Here is a 16,228-nt window from a genome sequence, read left to right on the forward strand (position 1 = left end):
TTGTCCTCCCTCGAACTCTTAAGGCGTTATCGCGTGCCGATCGCCTTGAATTGACGTACCTGCTCCGTCAGAGCCCGCTCCACGGGCAGCCGCTCCATCGAGGACGCGCCATAGAAGCCGTGACAGTTGCGGGTGCTCTTCATGATGAAATCGGCGTCCGCGGGATCGGCGATCGGCCCGCCATGCGCGAGCACCAGAATGTCCGGATTGACGCTGAGCGCGGCCGAGGCCCAGGTGTCGATGTGCGCCGGGCAGTCCTGCAGTTTCGGGGCAGTCTGCGCCCCGATCGTGCCGCCGGTGGTGAGCCCGAGATGGCAGACGATGATGTCGGCCCCGGCTATCGCCATCGCGGCGGCTTCCTTCTCGCTGAAGACGTAGGGCGTGGTCAGCAGGTCCTTCTCGCGCGCCTTCGCGATCATGTCGATCTCGAGCGCATAGGACATCCCGGTCTCTTCGAGATTGGCGCGGAAAGTGCCGTCGATCAGGCCGACCGTCGGAAAGTTCTGCACGCCGGCGAAGCCGAGTACCTTCAACTGGTCGAGGAACACATCCATGTCGCGGAACGGATCGGTTCCGTTGACGCCGGCCAGCACCGGCGTCTTGCTGACGACAGGCAGAACTTCGCCGGCCATCTCCAGCACGATGGCGTTGGCATCGCCGTAAGCCATCAGCCCGGCGAGCGAGCCACGGCCGGCCATGCGGTAGCGGCCGGAATTGTAGATGACGATGAGGTCGACGCCGCCGGCCTCTTCGCATTTGGCCGACAGGCCGGTGCCGGCACCGCCGCCGACGATGGGCTCGCCGCGTCGTGCCATCTCGCGGAACCGCTTCAACAATGCTGCGCGTTCAAACCGGGCCATCGGTCACCTCGCTAGTCGCCGGCGCGCCCCAGCGCGGCCGAACAGCGTTCGGAACGCAGCTGCGATGGTGGAGGCGAACTCGGGATCGTTGATGTTCTTGGGGACACGAATGAGCTGACGGTTGGCGGTCTGCCGCACGGACCGCTCCAGCGCGCGGAACAGCGCTGCGTCGGCATCCGGATCCCAGAATGGCTGCCCTCGCACGTCGAGCGCGGAGACGCCGCCCTCGGGCAGGAAAAAGCGCACCGGCCCGTCCATCTGATTGAGCTTTTCGCCGATCCAGCGGCCCATGCGCTCGTTCTCCTCGGCCGTGGTCCGCATCAACGTCACCTGCGGATTGTGGACGTGGAACTTGCGGCCGCGGTAGCGCTCCGGGATGGTGTCGGGCGCGCCGAAATTAACCATGTCGAGTGCGCCGACCGAGCCAACATAGGGGGCGCGCGTGCGGATGATCGCACCGAAGCGATCTTCGGTCGCGGGAAACACGCCGCCCATCAGGAGGTCGCAGACTTCGGTCGTGGTCAGGTCGACGACGCCCGCGAGCTGGCCGGTCTCGACCAGCTTCTCCATCGAACGGCCGCCGACGCCGGTGGCGTGGAAGACGAGGCACTCGAAATCCTCGCGCAGATCGGCGGCGATCTTCTGCACGGCCGGCGTCGTCACGCCGAACATGGTGATGCCGATCGACGGCAGGCTGGCGGCGGTCGCGCGCTCCCTGGCCTCGCGCTGATCGAGGCGCGCCTTCACCATGCCGGCGATGGCATTCGCGCCGTTCGACAGCACCGCGCGCGAGATCGCGTTGAGCCCTTGCACGTCGGTGACCGAATACATCATGGTGATGTCGGCGGGCCCGACATAGGGCCCGACATCGCCGGAGGCAACGGAGGAGATGATCAGCTTCGGCACGCCGACGGGCAGGGTACGCATGCCCGGCGCCACGAGCGATGCCGCACCCGAGCCCCCGGCAGTGATCACGCCGGCGATATTGCCTTGCCGCCGCAGCCAGTTGGCGAACGCATCCGCCATCGCGGTCACGGCGGCGCCGCGGTCCGGGCCGAACACGGCCGAGCCGCCGCGTCCGTGGTTCAGCGCGATCTCCTGCGCGGAGACGTCGCAGCTCGCATGCCTGCCGCTGGTGGAGACGTCGACCAGCCGTGTGCGCAGGCCGTTCTCCGTGATGATGTCGCGGATGAAGCGCAGCTCCGCGCCCTTGGTGTCGAGCGTGCCGACGACCAGCACCACCGGAGGTCCGGATGTCTGCGCCGTCGCCGGCTCGCGCTTGCGCCGCGCGGTCTCGTCGAGACGCGCAACCTGCGTCGAGAGCGTGCGTGCGGCGGCTTCGATCCGCGCGATCGGGACCGGCTGCGACCAGCGCGTCGGCAAAGTGGGATTGGAGACGTAGATCCGGATCGGGCCGCTCGGGCGCGACGGCTGCGGGGCCGGCTTCGCCTCGGCGCCGGCAGCGGGCGCGTCGGTATCCGGCTCGAGCGCCGCATGCAGTCCGACGCCGAGCAGGCGCTGCTGGAGCTCGCGATCGGCGGCAAGCCGCGCCGAATCGATGATGCGGTTGATGCGGCCGTTCACCATGATCGCGACATTGCGCGAGACCGCGGTGGCGACACCGATGTTCTGCTCGATCACGAGCACGGCCATGTCGCCGTCCTCGCCAAGCCGCAGCAGCATCTCCTCGACCTGTGCCACGATGACGGGGGCGAGCCCCTCGGTCGGCTCGTCCATGATCAGCAAATGCGGATTGGTGAGCAGCGCGCGCGAGATCGCGAGCATCTGCTGCTCGCCGCCGGAGAGCTGGCCGCCGCCATGGTCCTTGCGCTCGGCGAGACGCGGGAAGGTGTCGTAGATGCGCTCGACGGTCCAGGCGCCCGATCGCATGCTGCCGGCGAGCCGCAGATGCTCGTCGACGCTGAGCGAGCGCCAGAGACGGCGGCCCTGCGGCACATAGCCGACGCCGAGGCGGGCGATGTGGGCCGGCGAGCGCCGCGTGATGTCCTCGCCGCGGACGCGGATCGATCCGCCGCTCACGCCCACCAGCCCCATGATCGCCTTGCACAGCGTGGTCTTGCCCATGCCGTTGCGGCCGACGACGGAGAACACGCCGCTCTCCAGGGTGAGGTCGACGCCTTGCAGCGCGTGCGAGTGTCCGTAGTAGACGTCGAGGCCGCGGACCTCGAGCGCGGCATTGGGCCGGCGGGCCTCATTCATGGCCGCCTCCGAGGTAAAGCTCCTGCACCTCGGGATCGGACTGGATCTCCTGGGGCAGGCCTTCCTTGAAGACGCGGCCGTTGTGCATCATCGTGACGCTCTCGACCACGCGCAAGGCGACGTCCATGTCGTGCTCGATGATGATGTAGCCGATATGGGCGGGCAGCGAGGTCAGGATCTCGATCAGCTCCTGCCGTTCGGTCGGCGACAGGCCCGCGGCCGGTTCGTCGAACAGCACGAAGCGCGGGGCGCCGGCGAGCGCGAGCGCGATCTCGAGCTGGCGCTGCTGGCCATGCGCGAGCTCGGCGACGCGCTGGTCCTTCACCGCGGTGAGGTGCACGGCCTGCACGAGGTTGTCGGCGGCGTGCATCAGGGCGTCGTTCTGTCCCGGGCGCAGGAATGAGAAGCGTCCGCGCGAGATGCCGCGGCAGGCGAGATAGACGTTGTCCTGCACGGTGAGGCCGGGGAACAGCGCCGAGATCTGGTAGGTCCGGCGTAACCCGCGGCGGATGCGTTCATAGGGCGGGAAGTGCGTGACGTCCTCGCCGAAGAAGCGGATGGTGCCGGAGGAGGGCGGGAAGTCACCTGTGATGCAGTTGAACAGCGTGGTCTTGCCGGCGCCGTTCGAGCCGAGCACGGCGCGCCGCTCGCCCGGACGCACGGTGATGGTGACGTCGGTCAGCGCAGCCAGCGCGCCGAACAGGCGCGTGACGCCACGCAGCTCGAGTGCGGCGCCGGCGCCGACGGCGGAGAGGCGTTGGGCGACGCTATCCATGGCCGTGCGCTCCGCCCGAACGGCCCGTCGTGGGGCGATGGCTCTGGCGCCAGCGCTGCCACAGGCCGATGACGCCATCCGAGGACCAGAATACGATGGCGAGGAAGCCGAGCCCGATCAGCAGCCGGAAGCGGTTGCCGTCGAGCCCGAACTTGATCAGGACATCGAGCGCGAAGGTGCGCAGCAGCACGAAGATCAGCGCGCCGATGAAGGGACCGATCGGGCGCGTGATGCCGCCGACCACGGCGATGATCAGCACGTCGATGCAGGCACCGACGCTGACCGAGCCCGGCGAGATCTGGCGGTAGTTCCAGACCTGGAGCACGCCGGCGAGCGCCGCGACGAAGGACGCAAAAACATAGGCGGCGATGCGGTGCGCATTGACGTTGAAGCCGAGCGCGGCCATGCGGCGCGGATTGTCGCGCACGCCTTGCAGCGCCAGGCCGAAGGGGGCGCGGGAGATGTAGTCGACGGCGAAGTAGCACAGCGCGGCGACCGCGAGCACGACGTAGTAGAAGGGAATGTCGGCGCGCCAGTTGACGCCCCAGAAATGCGGCGTCGCGACGGTGTTGATGCCGGTGTGGCCGTTGAAGATCGCCCAGTTCTGGTTGGTGAAGTAGTAGAAGGCCGCGCCGATCGCGAGCGTGATCATGATGGTGTAGATGCCTTCGGTGCGGACGGCCAGCGCGCCGCCGAGCGTGCCGAAGATGGTCGCGAGCGCGAGCGCCATCGGGACCGCGAGCCACCACGGCCAGCCGAGGCTGATATTGGTGTTGGCGCTGACGCCGAACACGGCGACCATGTAGGCCGCAAAGCCCGCGATGGTGAGCTGCATCAGGCTGACCATGCCGCCATAGCCGGCCAGGAACATCAGGCTCAGCGCCATGATGCCGAGGATCAGCGTGGTGGCGAAGATCTCGATCAGGAAGAAGCCGTTGGCGATCAGCGGCATGATCAGGAGGAGGACCGCGACGATCCAGGCGGCGGGATTGTCGATCTCCGGCCATGCCCGTGCGGAATGCTGCGCCGTGGTGGCGGGGCGGGCGGCAACGCGGGCATCGTGCGCGAGGGACATGTCAGCGCCTCGCCAGCAGGCCCTGCGGCCGGATCGCCAGCACCAGCACCATGATCAGGAAGGTCACGACGATGGCGTAGGTCGGGATGTAGACCGAGCCGAGCTGCTCGGCGAGGCCGATGATGAGCGCGCCGAGCGCCGCACCGGGGATCGAGCCCATGCCGCCGACGATCACGACGACGAGCGAGGCGAGCAGGAAGCGGATGTCTTCGCCCGGGGACAGCGACTGGAAGGTGCCGCCAACGACCCCGGCGACGCCGGCAAGCCCTGCGCCGAACGCAAACACCAGCACGAAGACGAGCTGGATGCGGACGCCGGTGGCGGCCAGCATGTCGCGATCGTCGACGCCGGCGCGGATGATCATGCCGATCCGGGTGCGGTTGAGCGCGAGCCACATGCCGACGCCGATCACGACGGACGCCGCGAAGATCACCAGCCGCACCACCGGATATCGGAGGTAGACCGGCTCGCCCGAGGATTTCACCGCCGTGATCAGCGGCAGGTCCACGGGCCCGATCAGCCAGCTCGGGGTCTGGATCTGGTAGAAGTCGCCGCCGCAGGCCCATAGCATCAGGTCGGCAAACACGATCGAGAGCCCGATCGTCACCATGGTCTGCCTGAGGTCCTGGCCTTCCATGCGCCGGAACACGATCACCTGGAGCAGCACGCCGACCAGTGCAGTCAGGACGAAGGCAACGATGAAGCTGAGGAGCCAGGAGCCGGTGGCTGTGCTGATGGCGTAGCCGACATAGCCGCCGAACAGATAGAGAGAGCCGTGCGCAAGGTTGACGTTGCGCATCAGGCCGAAGATCAGCGTGAAGCCGCTCGCGACGAGGAAGTAGAGGCCGCCGAGCGTGATGCCGTTGAAGACTGCGTTGAGGAAGACGCGCTTGCGGCCGATCGCCTCTTCGAGGCCCGGTGGCCAGACTGCGAAGACCAGCCAGAGCGCGACGGCAATCGCGATGATCGCGATCAGCGCCCAGGCGGGATGGCGTTCGATGAAACGGCTCATGTGCGCCGCCCGCTTGCCCAGGCAGCGCGCCGAAGCTCCACCGAATGCAGGTCAGACAGCCTTGCAGCGGCTGCTTGCCTCGCCATGAACGTGCGCTCCCGTCGTCGCGACCATCTCGGGATCGCGTTGCGCTCATCCTAGCCGGGCTTCGGGAGGGACGTTTGATCGTGAGTATCTTTTCGCGCGGCGGTCAGGCGCGCAAGACCTTGGCGGCGCGACGATAGTCGGTCGGAGCCATCCCCACATTGGCGGCGAAGAAGCGGGTGAAGCCGCTCTGCGAGGAGAAGCCGAGATCGAAGCCGATATCGGCGATCGGTGCCTCGCTGGCGACCAGCGCTTCGAGCGCCTGTTCCATGATCAGCGTGTTGAGATAGAGGTTCGGCGTGACGCCGGTCTGGACGCGGAACAATCGGTAGAAGTGCGGCCGCGACAGGCCGGATTCGCGCGCGATCGTGTCGAGCTGGATCTCGGCGCCGGGGCTCTCCGACATCATCTTGATGCATTTGCGCACGCGAAAATCGGTGACGGAGCCGTTTGCGCGCGGATCGCGCGCGGTCTCCGCCTGTTGCCAGCTTTCGTCGTAGCAGATGTCGATCAGCTGCCGGAGTTCGGAATCGAGGCTGGAGAGCGATGGTGCGCCGCACACCAAGGCGGCTGTCCGCCGGATGTGCTTGTCGAGCGCGACGGTGCGCTTGAACTGCGTGCGGCCGAAGCGCAGCCGGTCGGAGCCCGATGCATCGGGCGCAAACCATTCGGGATTGACGTAGAGCACGAAGAAGATCGCGCCGGCGTCGAGGTCGGTCGGAAGAAAATTGTGCGGCTCCCAGGGATTGACGGCGACGACGGAGGTTTCGGTGAGATCGTAGTGGCCGCCGGAGACATCGATGCATGCGGGCATGCCGCCGACATGGAAGATCAGATGACCTTCACGATGGGCGTGGATATTGAAAGGGCGGTTCAACTGATAAACCGTCGCCCGACCGAACCGGCCGTGGAAGACGGCGAGCGCACGGCTCATGCCTCCCCTCCCGAATGTTCTTGTCTTTTCAGCCAGCGTTCAACAACGCCGCGGAGATTGCAAGAGCGGAGAGCACCCGCGTCAGCAAGTCGCTCCCCGCTCATGTGCTGTCGATGCGATGCGTCAGTATTTCTTACATTCCGGCACGCTACGGCTCGGGAGCCCGATCTTCGAGAACACGGCCGCATCGTAGCCGAGCGTCTGGTTCACGTTCGGGATCACCTTCACGACCTTGCTGAACAGCGCCCCCTTGCCGTCATCGACGACCTCGGTGACGAAGTTGGTGCCGATCGCCTGACGATTGGAGTCGAGCTTGATCTTGCCGTTCGGCGCGTCGAGCTCGATCTTGGCGAGCGCAGTCCTGAACTTCGACTGGTTGTCGCTGAGATCGCCATTGACCGCGCGCAGCGCCAGGATCAAGGCCATCGTCGAGCCGTAGTAGTTGGTCGCAAGCAGTGACGGGCTTGGAAAGCGCTTGTTGGGCGGGAAGGCGTCCTGATAGGCCTTCACGAACTTCTGCCAGCCCGGATCCTCCCAGGTATCGGCCTGGCCGCTCGCTGCGATGGTGCCGATCAGCGCGTTCTTGGCATTCCCCTTTGACGACAGGATGGTCTGGTCGATCATGATGGAACCTCCCATCAGATGCGCCTTGCCGCCGGCCTGCTGATATTGATTGAGGAAGTTGACGGCGTCCGCCCCGCCAAGTCCGAGATAGATGGCATCGACATCGTCGGGCAGCGCGGCGATCACCGAGGCAAAGTCCTTGGTGCCGAGCGGCACCCATTGCCGGTTGGTGACCTGGCCGCCGGCGCCGCAGAACTCGAGCACGAGGCCGAACACCTGGGTGTAGATGAAAGAGTAGTCTTCGCCGACGGTCGCGATCTTGCGATACTTCTTTTCGTCGTAGGCGTATTTGCCGAGGCCGACCTGCCACTGCGCGCCGTCCATGTTGTAGCGGAAGAAGTTCGGGGCAGGATCGACATAGGTCGTTTCCTGGGCGCCCGATGCCGCATTGATGAAAGTCAGCTCGGGATGGGTCTTTGCAAAGTTCTTCACCGCGATGCCCTCGTCGCCGGAGAGCGGCGACAGCAGGATCTGCACCTTGTCCTGCTCGATCAGCTTGCGGACGGCGCGCACGGCCGAATCCGGCGTCGCGTCGGTTGACGCGACGATGAACTCAAGTTCCTTGTCACCGACTTTCTTGCCCAGCACGTTGAGCGCCGTCTGGTGGCCGCGCATGCCGTCCTCGCCGAGCACCGTGTAGGTGCCTTCGAGGGTTGCGGTCACGCCCACCTTGATCTTTTCCTGGGCGATCGCCGCGCCCGAAAGAAACAGGCTGCTCAGCGCGAGCAGTCCCACACTGCATTTCAACATTGTGCTCCTCCCTGTTGTCGTCGCTTCGTTGCCGCGCCGAACCGGGCGCGACGCCCCGTGGCTCTCGAACGGCCCGTGGCTTTGGAGGGAAGCTAGCCGAAGTCGAATGCGGTGCCTGCGTGGGCGCCTCGTCCGGTTTGACGGGCAGTCTCATTTTTGAATGCTGCGGCGCAGGTGATCTTGCGGTGCAATCGGCGACCGTGCCGCGCCCTGATGCGCCCGCCAGCCTCAAAGCACCTCACACCCAGCCGCCATCCACGATGTAGTGCTGAGCGGTGCAGGCGGAGGCCTCGTCAGACGCGAGGAAGACGGTGAACTTTGCGACCTCATCGGGGACGAGCTTGCGCTTCAGGCACTGTCGCTGCTGCAGTTCGATCTCGCCCGCCGGCGTCATCCATTTCTCGAGCTGGCGCTCGGTCATGATCCAGCCCGGCGCGATCGCGTTCACGCGGACATTGTAGGGGCCGTAGTCGCGCGCCAAAGAGCGCGTGAGACCGATGACGCCTGACTTGCTGGCCGTGTACGCGGCCATGCCGCCTTGTCCGGCGATCCACGACACCGAGCCGAAATTGATGATGGCGCCGGCATTCGCGGCCTTCATGTCCGGCAACACGGCTTGCGCCGCAAAGAACTGGTGCTTCAGGTTCACCGCGATGCGGTCGTCCCAATACTCCGGCGTCACCTCCTCGGTGTCGTGCCGTTCGTCATGCGCGGCATTGTTGACGAGGACATTGATCGCGCCGTGCGCGTTGCGCGTCGCCGCGACGCTGGCGCGCAACGCGGCGATATCGGTCAGGTCGACGCGCTGGAAATGCGCAGCCAGGCCTTGATCCGACAATTCGCGCGCCAGGCGCTGGCCCTCGTCGGCCTTGATGTCGAAGAACACGACATTGGATTTCTGCTGCGCGAAGCGCTGCACGATCGCAGCGCCAATTCCCGATGCGCCACCGGTGACGAGAACGACCTTGCCGGCGAGGTCGGAATAAATGGCGGCCATGGGCACCTCTCGAGTTGCGTTGCGGGCGGCGCGAGGCGCCGCCCAAGTCTTCCCAGACCTTAGCCATTCCCGCGTGAGGTCTATAGATCAGAATTTTAGTTGCGTACCTCAAAAATTGAAGGCAGGATTGCAGCCAAAGAATAAGAGCCGGTTGGGAGGATGTGATGAGACTGCTCGGGAAGCTGGGACTCGCCGCTGCCGCATGCCTGCTTTGGGCCAACTCTGCCGCAGCCGACACGACGGTGAAATGGCTCCACATCGAGGCCAACCCGGCCCAGGTGAAGATCTGGGAGGAGGTCGCGCGCGCCTATGAGGCGTCGCATCCGGGCGTCAAGGTCGAGATGCAGTTTCTCGAGAACGAGGCCTACAAGGCCAAGCTGCCGACCATCCTGCAATCCAGGGATCGGCCCAACATCATCTACAGCTGGGCCGGTGGCGTCCTGAAGACGCAGATCGAGGCTGGCGTCCTCGACGACATCACCGATTCCGTGAAGGGTTACAGCGACAGCCTGACGCCGGCAGCGCTCGCAGCCTTCACCAGCAATGGCCGCGCTTATGGTCTGCCGACCGCGCTGTCGCAGGTCGGCTTCCTCTGCAACAGGGAGCTGATGGCCAAGGCGAAGGTGGATCCTGCGGGGATCAAGAGCTGGGACGACCTGCTTGCCGCCGTCAAGACGTTGAAGGCCGCCGGCGTCACGCCGATCGTGGTCGGCGGCGCCGACAAATGGCCGTTGCACTTCTACTGGACGCATCTTGCCGTGCGCATCGGCGGCAAGCCGGCCTTCGACGCGGCGCTGCGCGGCGAGAACGGCGGCTTCGCCGGCGAAACATTCCAGAAGTCCGGCGAGCTGTTCAAGCAGCTCGTCGATCTTCAGCCGTTCCAGAACGGTTTCCTGGGCTTCAAGAATCCGCAGGCGGTCGGTTATTTCGGCGACGGCAAGGCGGCCATGACGCTCGCGATCAGCACCGTCTATCATTTGCAGCGCGCGCTCGCCGCCGACAAGGTTGGTCTCTCCGAGGACAAGATCTGCTGGTTCGACTTCCCGGTCGTATCAGGCGGCGGCGCGCCGACGGATACGCTCGGCGGCATCACCGGTTGGCTCATCACCAAGGGCTCGCCGAAGGAGGCAGTCGATTTCCTGAAATACTTCGTCTCCAAGGACGTGCAGACGCGGCTTGCGGCGAGCAATTTCATCATCCCGGTGGTGCAGGGCGCGGACGCCGGCCTCAACAACGCCTTCATGAAGCTGATCGCGGCTAATCTGGCGAAGTCGAACTACCACCAGAACTTCTATGACCAGAGCCTCGGCCCCTCGGTCGGCCGCGTCGTCAACGACGTCACCGCAGAGATCGCCGGCGGCAGCATGAACCCGCAGGACGCCGCCAAGGCGATCGAGGCGGCCTGGAAGCAGGGTAACTGACGGTGGCGCGACCGATCGTGAGCGCGCCGGCGATGGGCGTTGCGCAGACGTCGGTTTCGTCGACGGCGGTGCGCGGTCCCGGCTGGGACGGCCGCTTCACGGTGCTGATCCTGTTCCTGCCGCCGGCGCTGCTGCTGTTCACGCTGTTCGTGGTGCTGCCGATTGGCGAGGCCGCCTGGTACTCGGCCTTCAACTGGAACGGCTTTGGCAGGCCGACCAACTGGATCGGCTTCGACAACTACCGCTTCGTGCTGGAGACGCGCGCCTTCTGGCTCGCGCTGCGCAACAACGGGCTGATCATCGCGGTCTCGCTGCTGGTACAGCTGCCGCTGGCGCTCACGCTCGCGCTGATGCTCGCCGAGCGTTTCCGCGGCGCAGTGGCGCTGCGGATGCTGTTCTTCATGCCTTACATTCTGGCGGAGATCGCAACCGGGCTGATCTTCTCGTTCGTCTATGACGGCGATTATGGTCTGGTCGCTTCGATCTGGCGCACCTTCGGCGCCGAGCCGCCGCATCTGCTGGCCTCGACCGACACGGCGATGCTGGCGGTGCTGATCGTCATCGTCTGGAAGTATTTTGGCTTCCATATGATGCTGTTCATCGCCGCGCTCCAGGGCCTCGACAAGAGCCTGGTCGAGGCGGCCACCATCGACGGCGCGACGCGGTCGCAGACGCTCCGCCACGTCGTCATCCCGTTGCTCTATCCGACGATCCGGCTCTCGGTGTTCTTCGCCATCATCGGCTCGCTGCAGTTGTTCGACCTGGTGATGCCGCTGACGCGCGGAGGACCTGCGGATTCCTCCAACACGTTGGTGAGCTTCCTCTACAACAACGGCATCTCCCGCATGCGCGTCGGCTATGGCAGCGCGATCGGCGTCATCCTGTTCGTGATCTGCGTGACCTTTGCCTTCACCTACAAGCGATGGTTCATGCGCGATGAATGACGCCGAGTCCGCCCGTACCCCGTTCGATCCCTCCATCCTGTTCAAGGCGCTGTTCCTCGCCGTGATCGCCATCTTCGTGCTGGTGCCGCTGCTCGCGACCCTGCTCGGCGGCTTCAAGTCGCTCGGCGAGCTGCGCGTCAATCCGTTCGGCCTGCCCAGGCACTGGGAATGGCAGAACTATGCCGACATCCTGTTCTCGGCGCGCTACTGGCAGCTGCTCCGCAACTCGCTGGTCATCTCGACGCTCGCGGTGACGCTGACCCTGATCACGGCCTCGATGGCGGCGTTCACCTTCGCTCATGTCAGGTTCTACGGCAGCTCGATGCTGCTGAGCTACCTGACGCTCGGCCTGTTGTTTCCCGCCGCGACAGCGGTGCTGCCGCTCTTCATCAAGGTGCGCGATCTCGGGCTACTCGATACGTATTTCGGCGTCGCACTGCCGCAGGTCGCGTTCAGCCTGGCCATGAGCGTGCTGCTGCTGCGGCGCTTCTTCAAGGACATTCCCTATGAACTGCTCGAAGCCGCGCTGGTGGACGGCTGCAGCTATATCAAGTTCTTTCGCTACGTGACGCTGCCGCTGTCACGGCCGATCCTTGCCACCGTCGGCACCATCACCTTCGTCAACAGCTGGAACGCCTATCTGCTGCCGCTGGTGATGCTCAACACCGATGCGCTGTATCCCTGGCCGCTCGGTATCATGGTTTACCAAGGTGAGTATTCGTCCGAGTGGCACCTGATCCTGGCCTTCATCACGCTGACCATCCTGCCGACGGTCATTCTCTTCCTTCTGGCGCAGAAGCACATCGTCGCCGGCCTCACCGCAGGCGCGGTCAAGGGATGATCGGTATCTCACGGAGATCACAATGAGAAGAATAGGCGTCGGAATCATCGGCTGCGGCAATATCAGTACCGCCTATCTGAAGGCGGCCCAGCGCTTTCCTTTCATGGAAGTCAGGGCACTCGCCGACATGCGCAGCGATGCTGCGGAGCGCCAGGGCGCGGCCTTCGGCCTGCCCGGGATGCGGGTCGATCAGTTGCTGAGGCGCGACGACGTCGAGATCGTCATCAATCTCACCGTGCCGCTCGCCCACACCGACGTCAGTCTCGCCGTGCTCAATGCCGGCAAGCATGTCCACTCCGAGAAGCCGCTCGGCATCAACGTCGCGGAGGCGCGCAAGGTGATGGATCTCGCCGCACAGAAGAACCTTCGCGTCGGCTGCGCGCCGGATACGTTCCTCGGCGGCGGACACCAGACCGCGCGCAAGCTGATCGACGACGGTGCGATCGGCACGCCGGTTGCGGGCAGCGCCTTCTTCGGCTGTCCCGGCCACGAGCGCTGGCATCCGGCGCCAGGCTTCTATTACCTGCGCGGTGGCGGGCCGATGCTGGACATGGGGCCGTATTACATCACCGATCTCGTGCAGCTGCTCGGCCCGGTCGCAAGCGTGATGGGCTCGACCGCGCGCCCGAAATCCGAGCGCGTGGTCACCAGCCAGCCGATGAACGGCACGCTGATTCCCGTCGAGGTACCGACCCATGTGGCGGGCACGCTCGAATTCGAGAGCGGGGCGGTCGTCTCGATCGCCATGAGCTTCGACGTGCCGAAGCACCGGCACGCGCCGATCGAGATCTATGGCGACAAGGGCAGCATGCTGGTGCCGGACCCGAACCGCTTCGGCGGCGAGGTGCAGGTCGCGAGGGCCGGTGGTGAATGGGAGACGGTGCCGCCGACGCACGGTCATGTCGACGGCGAGTTCCGCTCGATCGGCGTTGCCGACATGGCCGCCGCGATCCTGAACAACCGGCCGCACCGCGCCAGCGGGGCGCTTGCCTTCCACGTGCTGGAGGTGATGGAGGCGTTCCAGACCTCCGCCGACGAAGGGCGGCGCGTCGGGATCGAGAGTCGCGTCGAGCGGCCGGCGATGCTGCCGGCCGGACGCGAAACCGGACAGATCGACTGAGGACAGAAACATGCGCAAGGCAATGATTGTTTGGGGTGGTTGGCCGGGACACGATCCGGATCTCTGTGCCTCGATGATTCGCGGCTGGCTGAAGGCGGAGGGCTTCGAGGTGCGGATCGAGACTACGACCGCGGCGTTCGCCGATCCCGCGATTCACGATCTGTCGCTGATCATCCCGATCTACACCATGTCGAAGATCGAGAAGGCCGAAGCGCTCAATCTCTGCGCGGCGGTGCGCAGCGGCGTCGGGCTCGCCGGCCATCATGGCGGCATGTGCGACGCATTCCGCGATTCCGTCGACTACCAGTTCCTGTGCGGCGGGCAGTGGGTTGCGCATCCCGGCAACATCATCGACTACAAGGTCGACTTGACGAAGCCGGATGACCCCATCATGAAGGGTCTGAAGAGTTTCGCGCATCGTTCAGAGCAGTATTACATGCATGTTGACCCCGCCAACGAGGTGTTGGCGACGACGACCTTCACCGGCGAGCACGCGCCCTGGATCGAGGGCGTGGTCATGCCTGTGGTGTGGAAGAAGCGCTACGGCGCGGGCAGGGTGTTCTATTCCTCGCTCGGCCACCGCGCCTACGAGCTCGACGTACCTGAGATCCGGACGTTGATGACCCGCGGCATGCTGTGGGCGGCGCGCGAATGACAGCCGGTGCGGCGCAGCCGGTGCTTCGTGCCACGCTCGAGGATGTCGCGCGCGCGGCGGGCGTTTCGCTCGCCACCGTCGACCGCGTCGTCAACCGGCGCGAGGGCGTGCGCGCCAAGACGGTCGCGCGTGTCGAGGCCGCGGTGGCCAAGCTCGGCTATCGTGCCGACGTCGCGGCCGCGCGGCTCGCCCGCGGCCAGACGTTCCGCTTCGCGTTCGTGCTGCCGACCGGCAGCAACAGCTTCATGACCAACCTGACCGAGCAGGTCCAGCGCACCGCGGACTGGCTCGCCGGCCAGCGCGGCTTCATCGACATCCTCCATGTCGACGTGTTCGATCCGGACGTGCTGGCCAGCGCGCTGGAAAACCTGTCGCCGGCCTATCAGGGCGTCGCCGTCATCGCGCTCGACCATCCGAGGGTGCGCGCCGCGATCGACGAACTCGTGGGCCGCGGGGTCGCCGTGGTGACCCTGGTGTCGGACGCGCCGAGCTCGCGCCGCCTGCACTATGTCGGTATCGACAACCCGGCCGCGGGGCGGACTGCGGCCACCCTGATGGGGCGTTTCCTGGCCGGCCGCGAGGGAGCGGTTGCCGTGATCGCGGGATCGCTGTCGCTGCGCGATCACACCGAGCGGCAGTTCGGGTTTCACCAGATCCTGTCCAGCGAGTATCCGAACCTGCTCGCGCTCCCGGTCATCGAGGGCCGCGACGACAGCGCGCGCACGCTCGAGCTCACAGCGTCGCTCCTCGCGCGCCATGCCGATCTCCGCGGCATATACTGCTGCGGCGCCGGGAACCGTGGCATCGCCGATGCGCTTGAGGCCTCGGGGCGTGCGCGCGAAGTGGTCTGGATCACTCATGAGCTGACCCAGTACACGCGGCGTTTCCTGGTCCGCGGCACGCTCGATGCGATCATCAACCAGGACCCCGGCCACGAGGCGCGGTCTGCGGCGCGAGTCCTGCTCGCGCATTGCTCGGGTGAGCCCATCAGCCCCGACCAGGAGCGTATTCGCATCGACATTTTTCTGCGGGACAATCTGCCGTAATTCCGGGCGGTTCAGCCTCCCGGTTGCCAGCCGGCGGTCGCGGAGAGGGCGCGCGCGTGGGCGATCAGGGCCGTCGCTGTCGGACCTTTCAGGTCATCGTCGAGAATACCGATGGGTCCCATCATCGTGATGGCTGCGATCATGAACCCGCCCTGGTCGAAGATCGGTGCGGACAGGGAGGTGAAGTTCGGCAGAAGGGCGTCACGGCAACGGCTGATGCCATCGCGCCGGATTGTGTCCATCATCTCCTCCACCTCGGCCTTGGTGGTTGGCGCGTCATCCACCCGCGTCTCGCGCGAACGTTCCTCCTTGAGCTCCTGATCCAGCATCTCGCCCGTCAGCGAGCGCGGCAGATGTGCAAGGAAGTTTCGCCCCAGCGCGGACCGCAGCAGGCTCAGGACGCTTCCGACACGCAGCTCGATAATGGGCCGGCTGGCTCCGCCCTCGACGCGATAGATGATGGTCGGGCCACGATTGCCCCACACGCCGAGAAATACGGTGTGGCCGATCGTCGTTGCGAGTTCGGTCATGGCCGGCCGCGCGACGGCGAAGACGTCGAATTGCTCGATGGCCGCCATGCCGAGCTTCAATGCGTAGGGGCCGAGGGCATAGCAGCCGGTGTCGCTCTCCTGTCGGACGATGCCCACCGCCTGAAAGCTCACGAGATAATAGTGGACGTTGGCCGCGGACATTCCGGTGTTGGCGGCGATCATCTTCAGCGGCACGGGCCGCATCTCGGTCCTGAGATAGTCGAGGATCTTGAAGCCGATCTCGATCGACTGAATGCCGCGCCGTCCGGTCCGTTCGGCCTTGCTGATCTTGCCGGGTTTGGCTCCTCGTGCGGACACAGGCGCCGAATCCGGCGGGCGG

The 16,228-nt window shown here is 65.7% G+C and carries 15 protein-coding genes; 6 read left to right on the plus strand and 9 right to left on the minus strand.

Features of this window, described 5'->3' with window-relative positions; genetic code table 11:
* Window positions 1-26: 26 nt before the first annotated feature.
* The 8 genes from XI09_RS41740 to XI09_RS41775 all read right to left on the minus strand — a co-directional run bounded on the left by XI09_RS41740 (window position 27) and on the right by XI09_RS41775 (window position 9,331).
* Window positions 27-860, minus strand: coding sequence for a phosphoenolpyruvate hydrolase family protein (locus XI09_RS41740; protein WP_271572130.1), 834 nt, complete (start codon window positions 858-860; stop codon window positions 27-29).
* Between the two features lie 3 nt (window positions 861-863).
* Window positions 864-3,080, minus strand: a complete 2,217-nt coding sequence (locus XI09_RS41745; RefSeq protein WP_271572131.1) for an ABC transporter permease — start codon at window positions 3,078-3,080, stop codon at window positions 864-866.
* Complete coding sequence (locus XI09_RS41750; RefSeq protein ID WP_271572132.1) at window positions 3,073-3,855, minus strand: ABC transporter ATP-binding protein; 783 nt, start codon at window positions 3,853-3,855, stop codon at window positions 3,073-3,075. Before XI09_RS41750 ends, XI09_RS41745 begins: the two co-directional genes overlap by 8 nt.
* Window positions 3,848-4,930 carry a branched-chain amino acid ABC transporter permease gene (locus XI09_RS41755; protein WP_271572133.1) on the minus strand — a complete coding sequence of 361 codons (1,083 nt, stop codon included), beginning with the start codon at window positions 4,928-4,930 and terminating at the stop codon, window positions 3,848-3,850. Before XI09_RS41755 ends, XI09_RS41750 begins: the two co-directional genes overlap by 8 nt.
* A 1-nt stretch (window position 4,931) precedes the next feature.
* On the minus strand, window positions 4,932-5,942 hold the full coding sequence (locus XI09_RS41760; RefSeq protein WP_271572134.1) for a branched-chain amino acid ABC transporter permease: 1,011 nt from the start codon (window positions 5,940-5,942) through the stop codon (window positions 4,932-4,934).
* A gap of 190 nt (window positions 5,943-6,132) precedes the next feature.
* Entirely contained in the window at window positions 6,133-6,960 is an 828-nt protein-coding gene (locus XI09_RS41765) for a helix-turn-helix domain-containing protein (RefSeq protein WP_271572135.1), read from the minus strand.
* A 123-nt stretch (window positions 6,961-7,083) separates the two neighbouring features.
* The gene (locus XI09_RS41770) at window positions 7,084-8,334 is read right to left on the minus strand and encodes an ABC transporter substrate-binding protein (RefSeq protein ID WP_271572136.1); all 1,251 of its coding nucleotides are present in this window, start codon (window positions 8,332-8,334) and stop codon (window positions 7,084-7,086) included.
* Between the two features lie 238 nt (window positions 8,335-8,572).
* Window positions 8,573-9,331, minus strand: a complete 759-nt coding sequence (locus XI09_RS41775) for an SDR family NAD(P)-dependent oxidoreductase (protein ID WP_271572137.1) — start codon at window positions 9,329-9,331, stop codon at window positions 8,573-8,575.
* A gap of 164 nt (window positions 9,332-9,495) precedes the next feature.
* On the opposite strand from XI09_RS41775, the gene XI09_RS41780 reads away from it, so the two are divergent.
* The 6 genes from XI09_RS41780 to XI09_RS41805 are packed head-to-tail and all read left to right on the plus strand — an operon-like array spanning window position 9,496 to window position 15,358.
* A complete protein-coding gene (locus XI09_RS41780; RefSeq protein WP_271572138.1) occupies window positions 9,496-10,752 on the plus strand; it encodes an extracellular solute-binding protein in 1,257 nt (418 codons plus the stop codon).
* A gap of 2 nt (window positions 10,753-10,754) precedes the next feature.
* Entirely contained in the window at window positions 10,755-11,696 is a 942-nt protein-coding gene (locus tag XI09_RS41785; protein ID WP_271572139.1) for a carbohydrate ABC transporter permease, read from the plus strand.
* On the plus strand, window positions 11,689-12,537 hold the full coding sequence (locus XI09_RS41790; protein ID WP_271572140.1) for a carbohydrate ABC transporter permease: 849 nt from the start codon (window positions 11,689-11,691) through the stop codon (window positions 12,535-12,537). Before XI09_RS41785 ends, XI09_RS41790 begins: the two co-directional genes overlap by 8 nt.
* A gap of 22 nt (window positions 12,538-12,559) precedes the next feature.
* A complete protein-coding gene (locus XI09_RS41795) occupies window positions 12,560-13,657 on the plus strand; it encodes a Gfo/Idh/MocA family protein (protein WP_271572141.1) in 1,098 nt (365 codons plus the stop codon).
* Between the two features lie 10 nt (window positions 13,658-13,667).
* A complete protein-coding gene (locus tag XI09_RS41800) occupies window positions 13,668-14,312 on the plus strand; it encodes a ThuA domain-containing protein (protein WP_271572142.1) in 645 nt (214 codons plus the stop codon).
* Window positions 14,309-15,358 carry a LacI family DNA-binding transcriptional regulator gene (locus XI09_RS41805; RefSeq protein ID WP_271572143.1) on the plus strand — a complete coding sequence of 350 codons (1,050 nt, stop codon included), beginning with the start codon at window positions 14,309-14,311 and terminating at the stop codon, window positions 15,356-15,358. The genes XI09_RS41800 and XI09_RS41805 overlap by 4 nt, the downstream gene beginning before the upstream one ends.
* An 11-nt stretch (window positions 15,359-15,369) precedes the next feature.
* Here XI09_RS41805 and XI09_RS41810 read toward each other — a convergent pair whose 3' ends face one another.
* Entirely contained in the window at window positions 15,370-16,206 is an 837-nt protein-coding gene (locus XI09_RS41810; RefSeq protein ID WP_271572144.1) for an IclR family transcriptional regulator, read from the minus strand.
* Between the last annotated feature and the right edge of the window lie 22 nt (window positions 16,207-16,228).

Source organism: Bradyrhizobium sp. CCBAU 11386, from assembly GCF_028128955.1.
GTDB lineage: Bacteria > Pseudomonadota > Alphaproteobacteria > Rhizobiales > Xanthobacteraceae > Bradyrhizobium.